Annotated in this window: 19 protein-coding genes; 10 read left to right on the plus strand and 9 right to left on the minus strand. The window is 55.2% G+C overall.

Features of this window, described 5'->3' with window-relative positions:
- Positions 1-126: 126 nt before the first annotated feature.
- Positions 127-1383, minus strand: coding sequence for a valine--pyruvate transaminase (gene avtA / locus ACESQ2_RS03580; protein WP_014227211.1), 1257 nt, complete (start codon positions 1381-1383; stop codon positions 127-129).
- Between the two features lie 174 nt (positions 1384-1557).
- Complete coding sequence (locus tag ACESQ2_RS03585) at positions 1558-3588, minus strand: alpha-amylase (RefSeq protein WP_038423844.1); 2031 nt, start codon at positions 3586-3588, stop codon at positions 1558-1560.
- Between the two features lie 315 nt (positions 3589-3903).
- Here ACESQ2_RS03585 and ACESQ2_RS03590 point away from each other — a divergent pair, with 315 nt between their 5' ends.
- Positions 3904-4731 carry a protein bax gene (locus ACESQ2_RS03590; protein ID WP_071530269.1) on the plus strand — a complete coding sequence of 276 codons (828 nt, stop codon included), beginning with the start codon at positions 3904-3906 and terminating at the stop codon, positions 4729-4731.
- Between the two features lie 60 nt (positions 4732-4791).
- Here the strand turns inward: ACESQ2_RS03590 and xylR are convergent, their stop codons facing one another.
- The 4 genes from xylR to xylF form a co-directional block, all read right to left on the minus strand.
- On the minus strand, positions 4792-5970 hold the full coding sequence (xylR, locus tag ACESQ2_RS03595) for a D-xylose utilization transcriptional activator XylR (protein WP_004126484.1): 1179 nt from the start codon (positions 5968-5970) through the stop codon (positions 4792-4794).
- A 122-nt stretch (positions 5971-6092) separates the two neighbouring features.
- Positions 6093-7274, minus strand: a complete 1182-nt coding sequence (gene xylH / locus ACESQ2_RS03600; protein WP_032751665.1) for a xylose ABC transporter permease XylH — start codon at positions 7272-7274, stop codon at positions 6093-6095.
- Positions 7252-8793 carry a xylose ABC transporter ATP-binding protein gene (locus ACESQ2_RS03605; protein ID WP_046876786.1) on the minus strand — a complete coding sequence of 514 codons (1542 nt, stop codon included), beginning with the start codon at positions 8791-8793 and terminating at the stop codon, positions 7252-7254. The genes xylH and ACESQ2_RS03605 overlap by 23 nt, the downstream gene beginning before the upstream one ends.
- 64 nt (positions 8794-8857) lie before the next feature.
- Positions 8858-9850, minus strand: a complete 993-nt coding sequence (gene xylF, locus ACESQ2_RS03610; protein ID WP_014227205.1) for a D-xylose ABC transporter substrate-binding protein — start codon at positions 9848-9850, stop codon at positions 8858-8860.
- Between the two features lie 374 nt (positions 9851-10224).
- Between xylF and xylA the strand changes: the two genes are divergently transcribed.
- From xylA to yiaA, 4 genes are all read left to right on the plus strand, one after another.
- Positions 10225-11547, plus strand: a complete 1323-nt coding sequence (gene xylA, locus ACESQ2_RS03615) for a xylose isomerase (RefSeq protein WP_025106783.1) — start codon at positions 10225-10227, stop codon at positions 11545-11547.
- 96 nt (positions 11548-11643) lie between these two features.
- Positions 11644-13098, plus strand: a complete 1455-nt coding sequence (xylB, locus tag ACESQ2_RS03620; protein WP_038423837.1) for a xylulokinase — start codon at positions 11644-11646, stop codon at positions 13096-13098.
- 168 nt (positions 13099-13266) lie between these two features.
- Positions 13267-13641: an inner membrane protein YiaB gene (gene yiaB, locus ACESQ2_RS03625; RefSeq protein WP_046876784.1), complete on the plus strand. Its 375-nt coding sequence runs from the start codon at positions 13267-13269 to the stop codon at positions 13639-13641.
- A 34-nt stretch (positions 13642-13675) separates the two neighbouring features.
- Positions 13676-14116: an inner membrane protein YiaA gene (yiaA, locus tag ACESQ2_RS03630; RefSeq protein ID WP_032751661.1), complete on the plus strand. Its 441-nt coding sequence runs from the start codon at positions 13676-13678 to the stop codon at positions 14114-14116.
- 36 nt (positions 14117-14152) lie between these two features.
- Here yiaA and ACESQ2_RS03635 read toward each other — a convergent pair whose 3' ends face one another.
- Positions 14153-15148 carry an acyltransferase gene (locus ACESQ2_RS03635; protein WP_224259888.1) on the minus strand — a complete coding sequence of 332 codons (996 nt, stop codon included), beginning with the start codon at positions 15146-15148 and terminating at the stop codon, positions 14153-14155.
- 180 nt (positions 15149-15328) lie between these two features.
- On the opposite strand from ACESQ2_RS03635, the gene ACESQ2_RS03640 reads away from it, so the two are divergent.
- From ACESQ2_RS03640 to ACESQ2_RS03660, 5 genes are all read left to right on the plus strand, one after another.
- On the plus strand, positions 15329-15634 hold the full coding sequence (locus ACESQ2_RS03640) for a YsaB family lipoprotein (protein ID WP_014227200.1): 306 nt from the start codon (positions 15329-15331) through the stop codon (positions 15632-15634).
- 127 nt (positions 15635-15761) lie between these two features.
- Positions 15762-16673, plus strand: coding sequence for a glycine--tRNA ligase subunit alpha (gene glyQ / locus ACESQ2_RS03645; protein ID WP_004126458.1), 912 nt, complete (start codon positions 15762-15764; stop codon positions 16671-16673).
- Positions 16674-16682: 9 nt separating this feature from the next.
- Positions 16683-18752 carry a glycine--tRNA ligase subunit beta gene (gene glyS, locus ACESQ2_RS03650; RefSeq protein WP_373170162.1) on the plus strand — a complete coding sequence of 690 codons (2070 nt, stop codon included), beginning with the start codon at positions 16683-16685 and terminating at the stop codon, positions 18750-18752.
- Between the two features lie 327 nt (positions 18753-19079).
- A complete protein-coding gene (gene hokA, locus ACESQ2_RS03655; RefSeq protein ID WP_004106778.1) occupies positions 19080-19232 on the plus strand; it encodes a type I toxin-antitoxin system toxin HokA in 153 nt (50 codons plus the stop codon).
- Between the two features lie 302 nt (positions 19233-19534).
- The gene (locus ACESQ2_RS03660; RefSeq protein WP_014227198.1) at positions 19535-21154 is read left to right on the plus strand and encodes an ATP-binding cassette domain-containing protein; all 1620 of its coding nucleotides are present in this window, start codon (positions 19535-19537) and stop codon (positions 21152-21154) included.
- Positions 21155-21253: 99 nt separating this feature from the next.
- Here the strand turns inward: ACESQ2_RS03660 and cspA are convergent, their stop codons facing one another.
- Complete coding sequence (gene cspA / locus ACESQ2_RS03665) at positions 21254-21466, minus strand: RNA chaperone/antiterminator CspA (RefSeq protein WP_004126446.1); 213 nt, start codon at positions 21464-21466, stop codon at positions 21254-21256.
- Positions 21467-21726: 260 nt separating this feature from the next.
- Positions 21727-22020: an HTH-type transcriptional regulator gene (locus ACESQ2_RS03670; RefSeq protein ID WP_004106774.1), complete on the minus strand. Its 294-nt coding sequence runs from the start codon at positions 22018-22020 to the stop codon at positions 21727-21729.
- Positions 22021-22201 lie beyond the last annotated feature (181 nt).

A 22201-nucleotide genomic window follows, 5' to 3' on the forward strand; every position in this document is an offset into this window, starting at 1 on the left:
TCCCGGAGGCGGCGCTGGCGCGCCTTGTTCGAGCTGCCTGTCCGCAGATCGCTGGAAGCCTGTAGCCCGGCTGAGCGCAGCGCGAGCCGGGAATATATCTGGATTATTCAGGATCCTGGCGCTCGTTTACGCGTCCTGTTCACCCCATGCGCGTTCAACTTCTTCGGCGAGAATCTTCACGCCTGCTTCAATCTTCTCCGGGTCCGGCACATAGTTCATGCGCATGCACTGATGCGTGTGCGGCCACGGCTTATCCAGGCCAGGGAAGAAATAGTCGCCCGGCACCATCAGAACGCCGCGCTTTTTCAGGCGCTGGTACAGCAGCTCGGTAGAAATCGGCAGATCCTTAAACCATAGCCAGAGAAAAATCGCGCCTTCCGGTTTATGAATCAGGCAGCGATCTTCCGGCAAATAGCGACGAATAATGGCGATAGTCTCCTGAACGCGCTGGTAGTAGAACGGCTTAATCACCGTTTCCGACAGGCGCAGAAGATCGTTGCGTTTAATCATCTCGCACATCATGGCCGGCCCCATTCCGCCGGGGGCGAGGCTGATAATGCCGTTCATATTGCTGATGGCGGTGATGATTTTTTCGTTAGCGATGATAATCCCGCAGCGACTACCCGGCAGGCCCAGCTTGGAGAGGCTCATGCACAGCACGATATTCGGATTCCACAGCGGCCTGGCGTCGCTGAAAATAATCCCCGGGAACGGAACGCCGTAGGCGTTATCAATCACCAACGGGATGCCGTGCTGGTTGGCCAGCGCATCCAGCTTGATCAGCTCATCGTCGGTGATCACGTTGCCCGTTGGGTTGGTGGGGCGGGAAACGCAGATCATTCCCGTCTCGTCCGTGACCTGCAAATGTTCGAAATCCACGTGGTATTTAAACTGGCCTTCCGGCAGCAGTTCAATGTTTGGGCGAGTGGCGACAAACAGATCTTCTTCAAGGCCGGCATCGGCGTAGCCGATGTACTCGGGCGTCAACGGAAACAGCACTTTACGGGTGGTTCCATCCGCGCGACGGCCTGCGAAGAGGTTAAACAAGTAGAAAAACGCGCTCTGACTGCCATTTGTCAGTGCAATATTCTGTGGTTCGATCTCCCAACCCAGTTCATCACGCAGCATCTGCGCCAGCAGGGCCAGCAGCTCGCTTTTACCCTGCGGACCGTCATAATTACAAAGCGCATCAAGGGCTTTGCCGCTGTTCAGCATGTCGGCCAGCAGGCTATGGAAGTAATCATTCATTTCCGGAATCTGCGCGGGATTGCCGCCGCCCAGCATGATGGCGCCCGGGGTACGCAGGCCGTCATTGAGGTCTTCCATCAAGCGGGTGATGCCCGAATGACGGGTAAATTTGTCGCCAAAAAGTGAAAATGTCATCGCGATTAGTCTGTCGGTATTCCAGGAAAGTGGGTAACCATAACGCCAGCGCAGACAGGGTGCAAATCGAGGTATCAGTGAGATATTTTGTTTTTATGCTGCTAAATTAAGATATTTTGGATTTTTGTTCTGAAGTGGCTCCCCCGAGTGTCAGGGGAGCCTTGGGTCAGAAGGCTACTGCTGACCAGCCCATACCACCATCACTTTGTCATCGCCATTCTCGCGAATAAAGCCGTAGCCTTTCGCCATCGATAGGGTGGTTTGTTTACCCATGCCAATCGCCGGATGACGGGCGCGGAACTGGCCCAGTTTCTCCCAGTGGGTCACGCTGCGCGCGGCTTTGCCGCTGACGTCCTGCCAGTTCATATCTGAGCGCGTCCCCTGAAGCGGATCGGAGCCGGTCGGGCCGAACGGCCGCGAGGATTCATCGCCGTAGAAGATCTGCACTGCGCCAGGTGCGAGCAGCAGCAATTCCGCCGCCGTGCTGCCGCCTTCGCGGAACAGGCTGGTATCGTGCGAGGAGAGATAGCTTAACACATTGAAATCCTGAAGCTTCTCCGCCATATGTTGCCAGGTCAGGTCGATATTCGCCAGGCAGCTGGTCGCTTTCGCCGCCTGATCCTGATAATCAAAATTCAGCATTGCGTCAAAACCGTGGCGATAGTAGTCGCTCTGCATCACGCCGTGGCCCCAGGCCTCGCCGGTCATCCAGAACGGCGCGTTATCCAGCGCTTTATCCGGATTGGTTTTTTTCCATTCCGCCAGCGCTTCAGTGGCCTGGGTTTTTAACTGCAGCCAGGCGGCCTGCTCGACGTGCTTGGCGGTATCGACGCGGAAGCCGTCGATGCCGTAGTCGCGCACCCATTGGCTCAGCCAGTGGGTCAGATAATCGCGCGGCGTATAGCCGGGGATTGCTTTGGCCGCGGTATCCGGCTTATGGCGATAGAAGTTTGGCAGGCCGGATGGCGCCGTGGATTCGGTTTTCAGATCCGGCAGGAAGGCCAGCGACATCGTCAGGTCATCAAATCCGGGGTTGTCGTAATCGCCAATATCGGTGCGGATCCACTTTTTACCCCACCATTTTTCCCAACCGGCTTTGTCGCTGAAGTTAATGTAGTCGTTAAAGCTGTGCCAGCTTTGTCCCGCGCGGGGCTTCCAGTCGGTCCAGCGCTCTCCGAGGGTCTTTTTCAGCTCATCGCCCTGGATGTACAGCGAGCCAAACTGAAACTCCTGCATATCGGCCAGGGTCGCGTAGCCGGTATGGTTCATCACCACGTCGAACAGAATGCGGATCCCGCGCTTGTGGGCCTCATCGACGAGGCGGCGCAGATCGTCTTCCGTTCCCATATTGGCATCCAGCTTCGTCCAGTCCTGGGTGTAATAGCCGTGATAGGCGTAGTGCGGGAAATCGCCTTTCGTACCGCCGCCGACCCAGCCGTGGATTTGTTCCAGCGGTGAACTGATCCAGAGCGCGTTAACGCCGAGCTGCTGGATGTAATCCAGTTTGCTGGTCAGGCCCTGCAGGTCGCCGCCGTGGAAGGTGCCAATTTCCTGCATGCCGTCTTTGTGGCGGCCATAGCTATTGTCGTTGGCCGGGTTGCCGTTGACAAAGCGATCGGTCAGCACGAAATAGACGGTGGCGTTATGCCAGTTGAACGGCGCGGCGGCTTCCGTCTCCGCGCGTTCAAGCAGCAGCAGACCATTGCTGTTAAACGCCGGCTGGAGGGTAACTTTACCGCCGCTGACGGTCGCGATATTACCGCTATAGAAATCGCGAACTTTACTGCCTTCGGCGAAGGATTTGCTGACGTCAATGGTAAGCGGCTTGCCATCCCATTTCGGACACTGCTTCATCTGCGGCGCGGCGGCGGCGGTCTGTTTCTCCTCCAGAGAGACCATCATGGTTGGCGTACCTGAACGGGTATCGACTTCCAGGGTATAGCGGCCATCGCGGAATACGCGCCACTGCGGCGCCGGATCGCGGCAAGGTTCCATAGACAGCATCTGGTTGAGCTTGATCGCACCGGCAGGCTGCCAGCACTGTTGGTCAAAATTAATCCGCAGAGGGCGCGTACCCTTTGCTACCTCGTTTTGACTGATAAATCTGCCGGTGCCTTCTTCGGTAAAGGCGGGGAAATCTGCGGTAGTCCAGGCGGCGAAGGCCATCCCAGGCAACAGCAGCGACGCAAGCGCAGCGAGTTTCATTCCGGAGTCCTGTGTGCGGTTTTTTGTTCAGTTTGCGCGTCTGGCTGTCTAATGAACTCATCCCACCGGCGCTTTTCCAGGGAGGATGAAAAAGGGTGAGTGATCGCGTTCAAAAAACAAGCAAAAAATGCGAGGGTTGTCGCATTTTTGTACTGTTGTCATGGGGCGGAAACCGATTTCAGATGACAGCTTTTCGGAATTGGACTATTTCTGTGGGTGCGTCATCTGGGTATTTTTGATACTATTCGCGATTCAACTATCGATTTTTTGTGAAAAACAAGGCGTTGGAATGATTGCATCCGACCAGGAGACCTAATGATATCGACTCCCATTCGACGATATGGGGCCGCGATACTCATGTTACTTACCTGCATATTTTCAGGTAGTGTGCTGGCAACAACACACACAGCAACAACGAGTCATAAAGCCCCAATAGTTAAGAAGAAAAGCACCGTTAAAGTAAGCAAGGTAAGCAGTAAACAAGAGTATTCTCGCAATAGTGTAAAGAGCAGTTCACTTCCTGATTTGCGAAAATACCCTTCCGGGACACCAAGGAAAAAAGCGTTTCTCCGGACGGTAATGCCTTACATTACGAAACAGAATCAGGTGATTACCGCCGATCGTAACTGGCTTGTTTCCAAGCAGTACGATGCGCGCTGGTCGCCGAGCGAGCGTACGCGGCTGAAAGAGATCGCCTCTCGTTATAAAGTGAAGTGGTCCGGCAATACTCGCCATATTCCATGGAACTCGCTGCTTGAGCGCGTCGACATTATCCCGAATAGCATGGTCGCTACCATGGCAGCGGCGGAAAGCGGCTGGGGAACGTCAAAGCTGGCGCGGGTGAACAACAATTTATTTGGTATGAAGTGTGGCGGTGGAAACTGCCGCGGTGCGGTGAAGGGCTACTCCCAGTTTGATTCGGTGGAAGAGTCCGTTCAGGCCTATGTCCGAAATCTGAATACGCATCCGGCCTACTCGTCGTTCCGTAAATCGCGTGCGCAGCTGCGTAAAGCCGATCAGGAAGTGACCGCCAGCACGATGATTCATAAGCTGAAGGGCTATTCGACCAAAGGGTCGAGCTATAACAACTATCTCTTCGCGATGTATCAGGATAACCAGCGGTTGATAGCCGCGCACATGTAATTGCTCTTACATGTCATCATTGATGCCCGGTGCGTAAGCCCGGGCATTTTTCTTTGCGCGCTACATCATGACTTCGCTGTGCCGGTCGCGGTACTCCTTCGGCGTCACGTCGTACTCTTTCTTAAACACCGAATAGAAATACTGCAGCGATGGATAGCCGCACATCTGGGAGATTTCGTTAATCGATAGGGTGGTTGATACCAGCAGACTGCGCGCTTTTTCCAGCTTCTCGCTGTGGATCACCGTATGAATGGTTTCGCCGACTTCCTCTTTGAAGCGCTTTTCCAGATTCGAGCGGGAAATCCCTACGGCGTCCAGCACCTGCTCAACTTTAATCCCTTTACAGGCGTGGTTACGGATATAGTGCATCGCCTGAATGACCGAAGGGTCGGTGAGCGAACGGTAGTCGGTGGAGCGGCGTTCTACCACGCGCATCGGCGGGATAAGCTGACGCTGAAGCGGCAGCTCTTCATTCTCCAGCAGGCGATGCAGCAGCTTTGCCGCCTGGTAGCCCATCTGACGGGTGCCCTGCGCAACGGAGGAGAGCGCCACGCGCGACAGGTAGCGGGTAAGCTCTTCGTTATCTATGCCGATAACGCACAGCTTTTCCGGGACGGGGATATGCAGCCGCTCGCAGGCCTGTAATACGTGGCGCGCGCGGGCGTCGGTAACGGCGATGATGCCGGTTTGCGGCGGTAGGGTTTGCAGCCAGTCGGCGAGGCGGTTTTGCGCGTGCTGCCAGTTTTCCGGCGCCGTCTCGAGCCCCTGATAGACCACGCCGCGATATTTCTCTCTGGCGACCAGCTGGCAAAACGCGTGTTCGCGCTCGGCGGCCCAGCCTTTACAGCTGGAAGCGGGCAGGCCGTAAAAGGCGAAGCGGTTAATGCCTTTTTCCTTCAGATGCAGGAAGGCGCTCTCAACCAGCGCGGCGTTGTCGGTGGCGATATAGTGAACCGGCGGATAGCACTCCGGGCGGTGGAAGGAGCCGCCGACGCCGACAATCGGAACATTCACGTCGATCAGCAGGTTTTCAATTTCCGGGTCGTCGTAATCGGCAATAACGCCGTCGCCTAACCACTCTTTGATGTTTTCAATTCGTGCCCGAAAATCTTCCTCAATGAAGATATCCCATTCCAGTTGCGATGCTTGTAAATATTCGCCGACGCCCTCAACGACCTGGCGATCGTAGGCTTTGTTGGCATTGAATAACAGCGTAATACGGTGACGCTTTTCAAACATAGTGTTGTTCCTGGTCTCTCTTGCAGGCCATACAATACCGGCCAATGCCCGGATTTTTTCAAGCTACTTGTGCCTAAGTTTGGCGGTAGCGCAAATAATTCGGGCATTTTTTTTCACAGCCCTCAGCTTCGGCGTTTCGTGGCGGAATCCATCCATACAGCGAGCAATAAAATGACCCCTTTAACGATGTACTGCCAGAAGGTGGCGACGTCCATCATGCTCATGCCGTTGTCCAGCGCGGACATGATAAAAGCGCCCATGACCGCGCCCGCGACGCTGCCGACGCCGCCGGCGAGGCTGGTACCGCCGATCACGCAGGCGGCGATGGCGTCCAGTTCGGCGATGTTGCCGGCGGAAGGGGAACCGGCGCCAAGACGCGAGCTGAGAATCAACCCGGCAATCGCCACCATCAGGCCATTAATAGCGAACACCGCCAGCTTGGTGCGTTCCACGCTGATGCCGGATAGACGCGCGGCCTCCAGGTTGCCGCCGATGGCGTAGATGCGGCGCCCAAACGCGGTACGGGTGGCCATAAACATGCCCGCCAGCAGCAGCGCGGCGAGAATCAGTACCGGCGTCGGGACGCCGCGATAGTCGTTTAACAGCCAGATGGCGCCCAGTACAATAACGGCGGTAATCGTCTGGCGGCCAACGGCTGAAGCGGAGGCGGGCGTGGAGAGGCCGAGAGCCTGACGTCGCATACGGCCGCGCCACTGCCAGATGATAAAGGCCGCCATGCCCGCCACGCCGATACCAAAGCCAATGCCATCAGGCAGATAGCTCTGGCCGATTTGCGACATCGCCGGGCTGGTGGGAGAGACGGTGGTCCCGTTGGTAATGCCTATCAAAATACCGCGAAATGCCAGCATGCCGGCGAGCGTCACGATAAACGAGGGGACTTTACGATAGGCAACCCACCAACCGTTCCAGGCCCCCAGCAGCAGGCCAAGCGCCAGGGTGACCACAATGGTCAGCGGTAGCGGCCAGCCCAGCCAGACATCAAATATTGCCGCTGCGCCGCCGAGCAGCCCCATCATTGAGCCGACGGAGAGATCGATCTCGGCGGAAATAATCACAAACACCATGCCGACCGCGAGAATGCCGGTAATGGCGGTCTGGCGCAGCAGGTTGGAGATATTACGCGCGCTCAGATAAGCGCCTTCGGTGGTCCAGGTGAAAAACAGCATAATGGCCACGATAGCGGCGATCATCACGAATACCTGGAGGTTCATCCCCTTCAGCCCCGATAGCGCGCCAGCGGCAGGTGGGGTGAGTTTCATTTCAGACGACGTGTTCTTCGACATGGCGTTCGCTCCTCAGTGCGGCTTCCATCACCTGTTCCTGGGTCAGGCCCTGGTTGATCAAATTAGCCTTCAATTTACCTTCATGCATCACCAGCACCCGGTCGCTTAGTCCCAGCACTTCGGGTAGTTCGGATGAAATGACAATGACGGCGATCCCCTGCTGCACCAGCTGATTAATCAGCTTGTAGATTTCGTACTTGGCGCCGATGTCGATGCCGCGGGTGGGCTCATCGAGTATCAGAATGCGCGGGTTCAGCAGCAGGCAGCGGGCGAGGATCGCCTTTTGCTGATTGCCGCCGCTCAGGCGACCGATCGCCAGCTCCGGCGATGAGGTTTTGATCTTCAAACGCTGGATGGATTGCTGAATACAGTGCTGCTCTCCGGCATCGTCAAGGCTGCTCAGCGGACCGGTAAACTGGTTTAACGCGGCGAGGGTGATGTTTTTACCCACCGCCATGACCGGCACAATACCGTCTTTCTTTCTGTCTTCCGGTACCATGGCGATGCCCTGCGCAATAGCCTGCTGACAGCTGTGAATCGTCACCTGCTGGCCATCAATAAAGATTTTTCCCTGCCAGCGGCCCGGCCAGACGCCGAACAGGCACTGGACCGCTTCGGTACGGCCCGCGCCGACCAGCCCGGCGATCCCCAGTATTTCACCGCGCCGCAGCGAAAAGGAGACGTCATTGACCCGCTTAATATGGCGATTCACCGGGTGCCAGGCCGTCAGGTTTTCCACCCGCAGGATTTCCTCGCCGCAGCTGTGGGCTTCGCTCGGATAGAGGGCGGTAAGCTCGCGGCCGACCATCATGGTGATAATGTCATCTTCGTTCATGCCGTCAGCGTTACGGGTACCGATATGCTGCCCATCGCGGATCACGCAGATGGTGTCGGAGATGGCTTTGACTTCATTGAGCTTGTGGGAAATGTAAATACAGGCAATACCGTGATTTTGCAGATCGCGAATAATATTCAGCAGAACTGCCGTCTCCTGTTCCGTTAACGAGGCGGTGGGTTCGTCGAGAATTAACAACCGTACCTGTTTATTCAGCGCTTTTGCTATTTCGACCAGCTGCTGCTGGCCAAGGCCCAAATCGCCGACGCGGGTATCGGGTGATATGGCTAAATTGACCTGGGCCAGCAGCTTTTCGCAGCGTAAGGTCATGGTTTCGTAATCCAGCAGACCGTGGCGGGAGATCTCCGCGCCGAGAAAAATATTCTCCAGAACGGTCAGATGTTTTACCAGCGCCAGCTCCTGATGAATGATGGCAATCCCTTTGCGCTCGGTATCGCGTATATGGCCCGGCCGCAACGTTTCCCCGGAAAAAATAATCTCTCCCTCATAGCTACCGTGCGGATATATTCCGCAAAGGACCTTCATGAGCGTGGATTTACCGGAGCCGTTTTCGCCGCACAGCGAGACCACTTCTCCGGCGTTAAGCCGCAGACTGACATTATCAATCGCCTTCACCGTACCGAAGGTTTTAGTAATGTTTTTCATTTCGAGTAACCAGGACATAGAGACTCCACATAAGCGATATCCGGCTGGATGGGGCAACGCCCCCGGGAGAGGGCGTCAGAGATTACAGCTCGCTTTTTTTGTGGAAACCGTCTTTGATCACCGTCTGGTCAATGTTGTCTTTATTGACCTCAATGGGCGTCAGCAGCCGGGACGGCACATCTTTGAGGCCGTTGTTGAGCGTGGCGTCGGCCTTCGGCTGTTTATCGTTGCCCAGTTCGACGGCGATCTCTGCTGCGGTGGTGGCAAGGTCAGCGATCGGTTTGTAAACGGTCATCGTCTGAGTGCCAGCGATAATGCGCTTCACGCCGGCGAGGTCGGCATCCTGGCCGGAAATCGCCACTTTGCCTGCGAGCCCCTGGGCGCTTAACGCCTGAATGGCGCCGCCGGCGGTGGCATCGTTAGAGGCGACGACCGCATCAATTTTGTTATTGTTGGCGGTCAGGGCGTTTTCCATAATCTTCAACGCATTTTCTGGCAGCCATCCGTCGACCCACTGATCGCCGACGACCTTAATTTTTCCTTCATCAATATAGGGTTTAAGAACTTTCATTTGGCCGGCGCGGAAAAGCTTGGCGTTATTGTCTACCGGTGAGCCGCCCATTAAGAAATAGTTGCCCTGAGGCACTTTATTGACCAGGCTTTGCGCCTGCATTTCGCCAACTTTCTCATTATTAAACGAAATATAGAAATCAATGTCGGCGTTATTGATGAGACGATCGTAGGCGAGAACTTTTATTCCCTCCTGTTTAGCCTCTTTTATCACATTACTCAGCACCTGACCGTTATAGGGAATTATAACCAGAACGTCGACGCCGCGATTAATCATATTTTCGATTTGCGACATTTGCGTTTCTTCGTTGCCATTGGCTGACTGGACGAATACTTTTGCGCCTAATGATTCAGCTTTATTGACAAAAATATCGCGATCTTTTTGCCAGCGCTCAAGGCGCAGATCGTCAATCGCCATGCCAATTTTGACTTCTTTCGCAATGCCCGACAGGCTGGTGAGGAGGAGTGAAGCACAGAGCGTTAGGCAAAGGTTCTTTATCTTCATAATAATAACACCTTTTTTGTAAAGTGCAGGATAAGACGAACGATAAAAATAAACGGCCTGATACGTAGCAGATTTTTAACGCGGAAAGGAGCGCTGGCAATTATCTATGCTTATTTTGCCGTTATGAAATTTTGTTTATTTGTTAATTTATGACCGCGATCGTACTTTAATAATTAGTTCTCATCGTATTTCATTGATCTCTCGTGGCGTAAGCAGCGAAGTGAGGGCGTTGTTCTATTGTTTTTGCGACCTGGCGCACGTTTGTGGATTCTCTCAATCACAGTGTGAAATAACGTAATTGAGGAAACTAAAAAGAGAATTCTATATTGGCTTATGACTTATTACTCGCCGCATCCCTGAATATGGAGTTCATTATGCAGACCTATTTTGATCAGCTCGATCGCGTTCGTTATGAAGGCCCGAAATCCGCTAACCCACTGGCTTTCCGTCATTACAATCCGGATGAGCTGGTCCTGGGCAAACGGATGGAAGAGCACCTGCGCTTTGCGGCCTGCTACTGGCACACCTTCTGCTGGAACGGCGCTGATATGTTCGGCGTGGGCTCCTTTAACCGCCCGTGGCAGCAGCCGGGCGAAGCGCTGGAAATGGCGAAACGCAAAGCCGATGTCGCGTTTGAGTTTTTCCACAAACTGAACGTACCGTACTACTGCTTCCACGACGTTGACGTTTCTCCGGAAGGGGCGTCGTTGAAAGAGTATGCCAATAACTTCGCGCAGATGGTGGATGTGCTGGCGGAAAAACAGCAGCAGAGCGGCGTCAAGCTGCTGTGGGGTACGGCAAACTGCTTTACGAACCCGCGTTACGGTGCCGGTGCGGCAACCAACCCGGATCCGGAAGTGTTCAGTTGGGCGGCCACTCAGGTGGTGACCGCGATGGATGCGACCCACAAACTGGGCGGGGAAAACTACGTCCTGTGGGGCGGCCGCGAAGGCTATGAAACTCTGCTCAATACCGACCTGCGCCAGGAGCGCGAGCAGATTGGCCGCTTTATGCAGCTGGTCGTGGAGCATAAACATAAAATCGGCTTCCAGGGCACGCTGCTGATTGAACCTAAACCGCAGGAGCCAACCAAGCATCAGTACGATTACGACGCGTCTACCGTCTATGGCTTCCTGAAACAGTTCGGCCTGGAAAAAGAGATCAAACTGAACATCGAAGCGAACCACGCGACGCTGGCCGGCCACACTTTCCACCACGAAATTGCGACCGCCATTGCTCTGGGTCTGTTTGGCTCCGTTGATGCTAACCGCGGCGACCCGCAGCTGGGCTGGGATACCGACCAGTTCCCGAACAGCGTTGAAGAGAATGCGCTGGTGATGTACGAAATCCTGAAAGCGGGAGGCTTCACCACCGGCGGCCTGAACTTTGATGCTAAAGTGCGTCGTCAGAGCACCGACAAATACGACCTGTTCTACGGCCACATTGGCGCGATGGACACCATGGCGCTGGCGTTAAAAGTCGCTGCTCGTATGATTGAAGACGGCGAGCTGGATAAACGCGTCGCCAGGCGCTATGCCGGCTGGAACGGTGAGCTGGGTCAGCAGATCCTGAAAGGCCAGATGAACCTTGCGGACATTGCCCAGTATGCCACTCAGCATAACCTGGCGCCGGAGCACCAGAGCGGCCATCAGGAACTGCTGGAAAACGTGGTTAACCGTTACCTCTTTGATCGCTAATGAGGGCGATGATGCCCGGCGAGCCCGGGCATTGGCGATAACCGATGCTTTATTCGCGCCACGCTTAGCCGTGGCGCGTCAGTAAGGAGAGGCTGTATGTATATCGGGATTGATCTGGGCACCTCGGGCGTTAAGGCTATTCTGCTCAACGAGCAGGGCGAGGTCGTGGCTTCGCATACCGAAAAGCTCAACGTGTCGCGTCCGCACCCTTTATGGTCTGAACAAGATCCTGAGCACTGGTGGCTGGCGACGGACCGCGCGATGAAAGCGCTGGGCGCGCAGCACTCGCTGCGCGAAGTTAAAGCGTTAGGTATTGCGGGTCAGATGCACGGCGCGACGCTGCTGGATAAGCAACAGCGCGTCCTGCGCCCGGCGATTTTATGGAATGATGGCCGCTGCGGTGAAGAGTGCGCGCTGCTGGAAGAGAACGTCAACCGTTCGCGGCAGATAACCGGCAACCTGATGATGCCGGGATTTACCGCGCCGAAGCTGCTGTGGGTACAACGTCACGAGCCTGAGATCTTCAAACAGGTCGATAAAGTCCTGCTGCCAAAAGATTATTTACGTTTGCGCATGACCGGTGAGTTTGCCAGCGATATGTCCGATGCCGCCGGAACGATGTGGATGGACGTGGCGCGCCGCGACTGGAGCGATGAGATGCTCGCCGCCTGCGGTCTGAGCCGCGATAACATGCCGGCGCTGTTCGAAGGATGTGAAGTGACGGGTTCGCTGCGCCCGGCCGTCGCGCAGTCGTGGAATATACCGGAAGCGCTGGTGGTGGCCGGCGGCGGCGACAACGCGGCGGGGGCGGTGGGTGTTGGCATGGCGGATGCGGGCCAGGCGATGCTGTCGCTGGGGACCTCCGGCGTCTACTTTGCCGTCAGCGACGGCTTTCTGAGCAAGCCGGAAAGCGCCGTACACAGTTTCTGCCACGCGCTGCCCGGGCGCTGGCATCTGATGTCGGTCATGCTGAGCGCGGCTTCCTGCCTCGATTGGGCGGCGACATTAACCGGCCTCGGCACGGTTCCGGCGCTGATTGCGGCGGCGGAAGCGGCGAATGACGATGCCGATCCGGTCTGGTTCCTGCCCTACCTCTCCGGTGAACGTACGCCGCACAATAATCCGCAGGCCAAAGGCGTCTTTTTCGGCCTGACTCATCAACATGGTCCGGCGGAACTGGCGCGGGCGGTGCTGGAGGGCGTCGGTTATGCGCTGGCGGACGGTATGGATGTGGTTCACGCCTGCGGCGTGAAGCCGGAGAGCGTCACGCTTATCGGCGGCGGCGCGCGCAGCGCCTACTGGCGGCAAATGCTGGCGGATATTAGCGGCCAGCAGCTGGATTTCCGCACCGGCGGTGACGTCGGCCCGGCGCTTGGCGCGGCGCGGCTGGCCCAGCTGGCGTTGCATCAAAATATCGCCTTTTCCGATCTACTTCCTCAGCTCCCGCTGGAACAGGCTCATCGTCCCGATGCCGAGCGCTTTGCTCGTTACGCTCCTCGCCGGGAAACCTTCCGCCAGATTTATCAGCAGCTTTTACCGCTGATGTCCTGATTCTTTCGCCCCTGTCGATGGGGCGAGTTCATCTCTTGAATGTTTTTAGATTCATGTAGTTATCGAGTGTATTTATATATTCCGAATTTGTCGTTTCAGGGACGAAAAGTACGGATAAACGCATCCTGCCAGTCCACAATGGGGCCTGTCTTATGCCAGGGAGGCACCATGAAAAACAATCTTATTCCAAGGCTGTTGATGTCTATTGGCGCACTGGTTTATCTGGTGGGAATCTGGCGAACCTGCCCATTATTTAGTGGTAAAGGCTATTTTCTGGGCGTTCTGGTCATGGGGATGTTTGCTGTGCTCACGCATCAGCGAACGGCGCAGGAAGCACAGCGAGACGGCGATTTTATCTCCCTGTGCCGGCTGGTGGTGCTGCTGTCGGCGGGATTGCTGCTGGTCGGCGCCTGGTTTGTCCCGGCTCCGTGGCGTGAAAAAAGTATTTACGTGATGGCGTGGTTTGTCTGTATGTACGGCGCGTCGGCAACGCCTTATCCCGCTAAAGTCACGGATAAAGCTCGCAATAACTCAGTGGAATAAGCTGTCAGCGGACAGCGAAGAGAGGTAGTTACAAATGGAAACGAAAGCGACGACATATTCACCCGCGTTTCATCTGATCTCATGGATTGCGCTGGTTGGCGGCATCCTGACGTATCTGATTGGCCTGTGGAACGCGCAGATGGAGCTCAATGAAAAGGGCTACTATTTTGCCGTACTGGTTCTGGGGCTTTTTTCCGCCGCCTCTTATCAAAAGACGGTGCGTGATAAATACGAAAAGATCCCAACCACTACGATGTATTACTTGTCCTGCCTGATCGCCTTTGCGATTGCTGTGGGTCTGCTGGCGGTGGGATTGTGGAACGCAACGCTGATGCTCAGTGAGAAAGGCTTTTATGGTCTGGCGTTCTTTTTAAGCCTTTTCGGCGCCGTGGCGGTGCAGAAGAATATACGTGATGTCTGGGATCGTTCTTCTCTAAGCGAGGTCGGCGCAGTCACGGAAGAGCCCGCTGAGTAAACGACGGCGCCGGCGTTGAACCGCAGGCGCCGTTTTTCAGCTCACCAGCCGGCGGCTGTCAATGCGCTGTACCAACATTGATAGCGCCAGGCTGCCCAGCAGCGCAGCGCTGAATATCCAGGCAATATCCAACATTGGCCAGCGGGTCAGCTCCAGTCCGCTGGCGCGCAGCGCGTGAATAATCAGCGCATGAAATCCGTAAATGCCTAACGAATGGCGCGCAATAAGCGCAATAAACGGCAGCTGACGCGTATTGAGCGTATTTTTTACCAGCGTCAGCAGGGCGAGCGCGCAGACAAAAACCGCGGGGCCGCAGTATAAATACCAGGTATCACCAAAATCGCCGCGCCAGCGCAGTTCGTGCAGCGTGCCGCGTGATATTACCCATACTCCCGTGATGAATAGCCCAGCGCAGAGCGCAGTCAGCCATTTTTTATCGGTATCCAGCGTGCCGATTGCCCGCCCTAATACGCCGTACATCACGTAGTAGAACGTATCGCCGTTGATATAGAGATTGAGCGGCAGCCATTCAACGCCTGCGGCTTTCACCGGGACCATATTGGGGTTTGCCAGAATACCCAGCACCAGCATCAGCGCCAGCAGCATCCTGCCGCTCACCTGCTTAACCTGCACCAGCGGAGAAAGCAGGTAAATGACCACGATAGCGAAGAAGAACCACAGATGGTAGAACACCGGTTTCTGCAGCAAATTTCTCAGCGACAGTTCAACGTTGATGAGGGTAAACAAGGTGATATAAAGCAGCGACAGCGCACTATAAAAGAGAATGCACAGCGCGATACGCCGAAAATGGCGGGGCTGGGCGCTGCGCTCGCCGAAAAACAGATAGCCTGAAATCATGAAAAACAGGGGGACGCTGACGCGAGATGCCGAGTTGAGGATATTGGCGAGATCCCACTCCAGCAGGCTGATGGTATGCGGATGCGTGATATACCAGGTGGTACTATGAATCATGACCACCATCATGCAGGCAATGCCGCGCAAATGGGTAATCCAGTGAATTTTTTCCTGCATCAGTGCCTCTGTTTCTCCTTCTCAGAAAGGGTCTGACCGCCCTTATACGCTGGTATCGCAGTGGAATAATCCGAGTTTTTCGGCATAGACTTGTCGAGGTGTGGCCCAATTCGCACAATGTGCCGATTATTTAACGTAACCTGCACGATAACAATTTACTAACAAGGCGGTCGAGAAAAAATGGTGATGAAATATGTGTTTTCTGGACTACTGCTGTGCCTGCTGGCGGGCTGTAGCGCGACGCCGTCTCCGCCAGTGCAGAAGGCGCAGAAAGCACGGATAACGCCGCAGGCTACCCTCAATATGGCGCAGCTTTGCAAGGATAATGCCGCCGTTCGTTATAGTACAGGCGTGCGCCAGGTTGACATCAGCCATTTCGAGCAGTTTCAGGGGAGCTACGAGCTTTCGGGCAAGACTGCGCGGAATGAACGTTTTATCTGTTCTTTTGACCCGGACGGACAGTTTTTGCATCTTTCCATGCGCTAAACGCGCCCACGGTGGCGCTTATTTCCGCAATTTTCCCTAAACAATCCCGTTTCATACTGTATATCTCGCAGCCAGCGGGTATACTGGCTCCTTCCTTTAAATCCACACGTATCCAGCACGAAATCATATGCAAAAGTTTGATACCAGGACCTTCCAGGGCCTGATCCTGACCTTACAGGATTACTGGGCTCGCCAGGGCTGCACCATTGTTCAACCACTGGACATGGAAGTCGGCGCAGGCACCTCTCACCCGATGACCTGCTTACGCGCATTGGGTCCCGAGCCGATGGCGACCGCCTACGTGCAGCCTTCCCGCCGTCCGACCGATGGTCGCTACGGTGAAAACCCGAACCGTTTACAGCACTACTATCAGTTCCAGGTGGTGATAAAACCCTCTCCGGATAATATCCAGGAGCTGTACCTTGGGTCTCTGAAAGAGCTGGGTATGGATCCGACCATCCACGACATTCGCTTCGTCGAAGACAACTGGGAAAACCCGACGCTGGGCGCCTGGGGTCTGGGTTGGGAAGTGTGGCTGAACGGTATGGAAGTCACGCAGTTCACCTACTTCCAGCAGGTTGGCGGTCTGGAGTGTAAGCCGGTCACCGGCGAGATCACCTACGGTCTGGAACGTCTGGCGATGTATATCCAGGGTGTCGACAGCGTTTACGATCTGGTCTGGAGCGATGGCCCGCTGGGTAAAACGACCTACGGCGACGTGTTCCATCAGAACGAAGTGGAGCAATCCACCTATAACTTCGAATATGCCGATGTGGACTTCCTGTTCTCCTGCTTCGAGCAGTATGAGAAAGAAGCCCAGCAGCTGCTGGCGCTGGAAAACCCGCTGCCGCTGCCTGCCTACGAGCGCATTCTGAAAGCCGCCCATAGCTTTAACCTGCTGGACGCGCGTAAAGCCATCTCCGTCACCGAGCGTCAGCGCTATATCCTGCGCATTCGCACCCTGACCAAAGCAGTGGCTGAAGCTTACTATGCTTCCCGTGAAGCCCTGGGCTTCCCGATGTGCAACAAGAATAAATAAGAGGCGGCCATGTCTGAGAAAACTTTCCTGGTGGAAATCGGCACTGAAGAGCTGCCACCAAAAGCACTGCGCAGCCTGGCTGAATCCTTTGCTGCGAACGTGACCGCAGAGCTGGATAACGCTGGCCTCGCGCACGGTAAAGTTGAATGGTTTGCCGCACCGCGCCGTCTGGCGCTGAAAGTGGCGAATCTGGCGGCTGCGCAGGCAGACCGTGAAGTTGAAAAACGCGGCCCGGCGATTGCCCAGGCGTTTGACGCCAGCGGCCACCCGAGCAAAGCGGCCGAAGGCTGGGCGCGCGGCTGCGGTATCACCGTCGATCAGGCTGAACGTCTGACGACCGATAAAGGCGAATGGCTGCTGTATCGTGCCCACGTGAAAGGCGAGAGCACCGAAGCGCTGCTGCCGAACATGATCGCGACCTCGCTGGCGAAGCTGCCGATCCCGAAACTGATGCGCTGGGGCGCGTCCGACGTCCACTTCGTGCGTCCGGTTCATACCGTGACCCTGCTGCTGGGCGACAAAGTGATCCCGGCCACCATTCTGGGCGTGCAGTCCGATCGCGTTATTCGCGGCCACCGCTTTATGGGTGAGGCGGAGTTCACTATCGACAATGCCGATCAGTATCCGCAGATCCTGCTGGAGCGCGGTAAAGTCATCGCCGATTACGAACAGCGTAAAGCCAAAATTAAAGCCGATGCGGAAGAAGCGGCACGTAAAATTGGCGGCAACGCCGATCTGAGCGAAAGCCTGCTGGAAGAGGTGACTTCACTGGTTGAATGGCCGGTGGTCCTCACCGCGAAGTTCGAAGAAAAATTCCTTGCGGTGCCTGCCGAAGCGCTGGTTTACACCATGAAAGGGGACCAGAAGTACTTCCCGGTTTACGACAACGCGGGCAAGCTGCTGCCGAATTTTATCTTCGTCGCCAACATCGAATCGAAAGATCCGACCCAGATTATTTCCGGTAACGAAAAAGTGGTGCGTCCGCGTCTGGCGGACGCTGAGTTCTTCTTCAATACCGACCGTAAAAAACGTCTGGAAGATAACCTTCCGCGTCTGCAAACCGTGCTGTTCCAGCAGCAGCTGGGTACGCTGCGCGATAAGACCGATCGTATTCAGGCGCTGGCCGGCTGGATCGCTGAGCAGATTGGCGCGGACGTCAATCACGCTACCCGCGCGGGCCTGCTCTCCAAGTGCGATCTGATGACCAACATGGTCTTCGAGTTCACCGACACGCAGGGCGTGATGGGGATGCACTACGCGCGCCATGATGGCGAAGCGGAAGACGTTGCCGTTGCCCTGAACGAGCAGTATCAGCCGCGTTTTGCCGGCGATGACCTACCGTCTAACCCTGTGGCCTGCGCCGTGGCGATTGCCGATAAGATGGACACCCTGGCGGGTATCTTCGGTATCGGCCAGCACCCGAAAGGCGATAAAGACCCGTTTGCGCTGCGTCGTGCCGCGCTGGGCGTGCTGCGTATCATCGTTGAGAAGAACCTGAATCTGGATCTGCAAACGCTGACTGAAGAAGCGGTGCATCTGTACGGCGACAAGCTGACGAACGGCAACGTGGTTGACGATGTTATCGACTTCATGCTGGGGCGCTTCCGCGCCTGGTATCAGGATGAAGGCTATACCGTCGACACGATTCAGGCGGTGCTGGCGCGTCGTCCAACCCGTCCGGCAGACTTCGATGCGCGTATGAAGGCGGTTTCCCACTTCCGTACCCTCGAAGAGTCCTCCGCCCTGGCGGCGGCGAACAAGCGTGTATCCAACATTCTGGCGAAATCAGACGTGACGCTGAACGATATCGTTCACGCCTCCGTACTGAAAGAAGCGGCTGAAATCAAGCTGGCAGGCAATTTAGTCGTGCTGCGCGATAAGCTGCAGCCGTACTTCGCCGAAGGGCGTTACCAGGACGCGCTGATTGAGCTGGCGTCCCTGCGCGAGCCGGTGGATGAGTTCTTCGAGAACGTGATGGTGAACGCAGAAGACCAGGATGTGCGCGTAAACCGACTGACGCTGCTGTCCAAGCTGCGCGATCTGTTCCTGCAGGTAGCGGATATTTCCCTGCTGCAGTAAGTGAATGGGTAATAATAAAAAACCTGCCTGCGGGCAGGTTTTTTTATACTAAAAATATAAGTAAGTGAACCATTAATAATTCGCTGATTGATATTTTCTTTATTTTCATTGATTGCCGGGAATTATTTTAGGAATATGCTAACGTAGTCTGGTCAGATATTTACGGTAGAATGCTGACGGGTGCTTGAGACTGTTTGTCTCAGGCGTTCAGCGGGAGACAAACAGAGAAAAGCCCCACCTGATGATAAATCAAAGTGAGGCTCCCCTATGCATCAACACCATAAGAGTAGCCTCTTACCTGTTGAAAATCAACACCGGAGGCGAGGAATGCCGCAAAAGTATCTGTTGTTTAGCTTAATAGTGATTTGCTTCACTATTTTATTATTTACCTGGATGGTGCGTGATTCGCTGTGTGAATTACAGCTCAGGCAGGGGAATATTGAGCTGGTGGCGTTCTTAGCCTGTGGGATTAAAACGTAAGAGACGGTGGCGGAGAGCGATCTCCGCCATTCTTACGGCGTTAAGCATTCTTATAGCACCCTGTTTTTTTCATGAAATCATTATTTCGCCTCCTGAAACCAGGAGGCTTTTTTTCCGGATTCACGGCCTGTCGAAAAAACAGGCTTGAAATGTATACCGGGGTATGGCTATCCTATGGCCCGACGAATCCCTCGTCTCACCGGAGAGCACGCGCCAAATGAACAAACACGACTGATGAATTTCACGCCTTGCTTCGCGCTATTTGCGAGCAGGGGAGGTATTGATTTCATTCAGGAGTGCTTATGGCTCATTGTGCCCGGTCCCCCTCTTTTCTTTTGCATCAGGTCACCTGTCAGTTAGCGACGGGAGATACGCTTTTTGGTCCGCTGAATTTATCGCTGGAAGGCACCCTCTGCGGGCTTGTCGGGCGCAATGGCGTCGGTAAAACCCGATTATTGCGTTTGCTGGCGGGCCTGGACTCGCCGTCGAGCGGCCATATCGAACGTGTGGCTTCGGTGAGCTACGTTGCTCAGCAGCATGTCATGTTTCCTGATACGACGCTGGCGGAATGGCTTGGCGTCGAATTCGTTTTTTCTGCTCTGGCTCGTCTTGAACGGGGCGAAGGGCGAGCCGACGATCTTGAACGTCTTGATGGCTTTTGGGATCTCCCGGAGCGCCTGAATGCAGGATTCCAGGCCGCTGGCTTAGGAGAATTTTCCCCCGGACGGCTCGCCTCTTCGCTGAGCGGCGGGGAAAGAGTGAAGGCGCAGCTGTGCGGAGCGTTCCTGTCCGACGCGGATTTCCTCCTGCTTGACGAACCCACCAACCATCTCGACCGACAAGGCCGCGCGTGGCTATATCAGCAGCTTGAGCAATGGCGCGGAGGGGCGTTGATCGCCAGCCACGATCGGGAGCTACTGACCCAAATGCCGCGCATCCTCGAGCTGGCATCCGCGGCTTTGCGCAGCTACGGCGGCAATTATGCGGATTATCAGCAGCAGCGTGAGCTGGAGCAGCAGGCGGCTCGCGCCGCGCTGGAGCATGCGGTTACTGAAAGGCGACGAACCCGGGCGCGGATGCAAAAAGAGCACGATGCCTGCCGGCGCCGCTCGGCGCAGACGTTGCGCACTATCGACACGCTCAATATCGCTTCATTTGAGCGTGTTGCCTGGAAAGGGGCGGCAAAAGAGCGTCCCGGCACCCTTAAGCGCCAGCATCGTGAACAAAGCAGCATTCTCAACGATGCGATAGAGCAGGCGCGTGAGCGGGTAGAGGAAGACAACCCGGTGATGTTTACTCTGCCCGGTAGCCAGGTCGCTGCGGGAAAGCAGGTGCTGGAGCTGGACGCGCTGCGGCTGACCCATTCACCGATGGCAGCGCTGGACTGGCGTATAGATGGGCCGATGCGCGTGGCGCTGCGCGGCCCTAACGGCTGCGGTAAAACAACGTTGCTTAAAACGCTGCTGGGCCTACAGCCGCCGCTCTCAGGAAGCTGCCGCTTATCGGTTAACGCGGCGTATCTGGATCAGCATCTGAGCCAGCTGGACCTGTCATTGTCCATCATGGCGCACCTGAATCTCGGTGATACGCCCTTAGAAGAAGGTGTGCTGCGCAGCCAGCTGGCGCAGCTACAGCTGGGGGCGGACAAAGTCCATCTACCGCTATCGGTTCTGAGCGGAGGCGAAAGATTAAAAGCGGCGCTGGCCTGCGTGCTCTGGCGACGGGAGGCTACGCAGCTGCTGCTGTTGGATGAGCCCACTAACCATCTGGACCTGGCGTCCACTCTGGCGATTGAAAAAGCGCTGGCACAGTTTCCCGGCGCGATGCTGGTGGTGTCGCATGATGAAGCTTTTTTACGGGCGCTGAAGCTGACCCATTGCCTGGCATGGCGGGAAGAGGGCTGGAGCGTTGAGAGGCTATAAATGCAAAAAACCGCCATCGATGGATGGCGGTGACTTAAGGCGCAAATAAAAAAATCCCCGCCGTTTGGCAGGGACTTAATAATTTTGAGCTTTTTAAGCTTACAGGCTGGTTACGTTGCCAGCTGCCGGGCCTTTAGCGCCGCTTTCGATGGTGAAGGAAACTTTCTGACCTTCGTCCAGAGATTTGTAGCCTTCGTTCTGGATAGCAGAGAAGTGTACGAACACGTCTTTAGAACCATCGTCAGGAGTGATGAAGCCAAAGCCTTTGTCAGCGTTGAACCATTTTACGATACCAGTCATTTTACCGGACATAGTGAATTACCTTTAAAAAAATAAATGAGCCTTGCGGCGTTACGGTCTGGACTACAGATTTAAAGCGATAAAGGGAAAGTTCACTACCGGGGTATCAACGGATAACCTTTGAAGGACTGCTCTATTCGAATGCTCTGTGGTCTTTACTTCAAACCTGCGAGCATTAACGCATGTTCACGTTGTGATAGCAAACTTTTTTTTCGTTGGCATGAAAACGGTCCTTTGGCAGGACCGCTAGCCGAAACCCATAAACGCTAAAATTATGAATCAATAAGCTGTCTTGAAAGCTGCGGATTCGCCTGGATCAGGCGCATCAGCTTAAGCTCTGTGGGAGAAGGCCTTACGCGTCTCGATTCCCACTCTTGTACCATTGCTACGCTGACGCCCATGGCGTTGGCAAAATCATCTATTTTCAGCCCGGTGCCTTTGCGTAGCTGGTCAAATTCAATGCATGCGGCAGGCTTACGCGTCAGCGAGGCCGCCTGAGCCTGATCTTTAAAAATAATTTGTTCAAGGTTGCTCAGCAGTTCAAATGCAGGATCTTTATATTCCATTGAGAACTCCTCTCTTTCATACGGCGGAGGGTGAATTATGTAGAGCCTCTTAAGAATAGTCGGAAAAAAAGGCCAGGAATGCTTACCCTGGTAATTATTTATCACCCGAGGTTCTTTCGCGCCGCGTCGGGCTATATAACATGCTGAAAAGTAATAGAGAGAGCCGATAAGCAAATTATTG

Origin of the sequence: Klebsiella sp. Q11 (genome assembly GCF_964241505.1) — a bacterium.
Classification (GTDB): Bacteria; Pseudomonadota; Gammaproteobacteria; order Enterobacterales; family Enterobacteriaceae; genus Klebsiella; species Klebsiella michiganensis.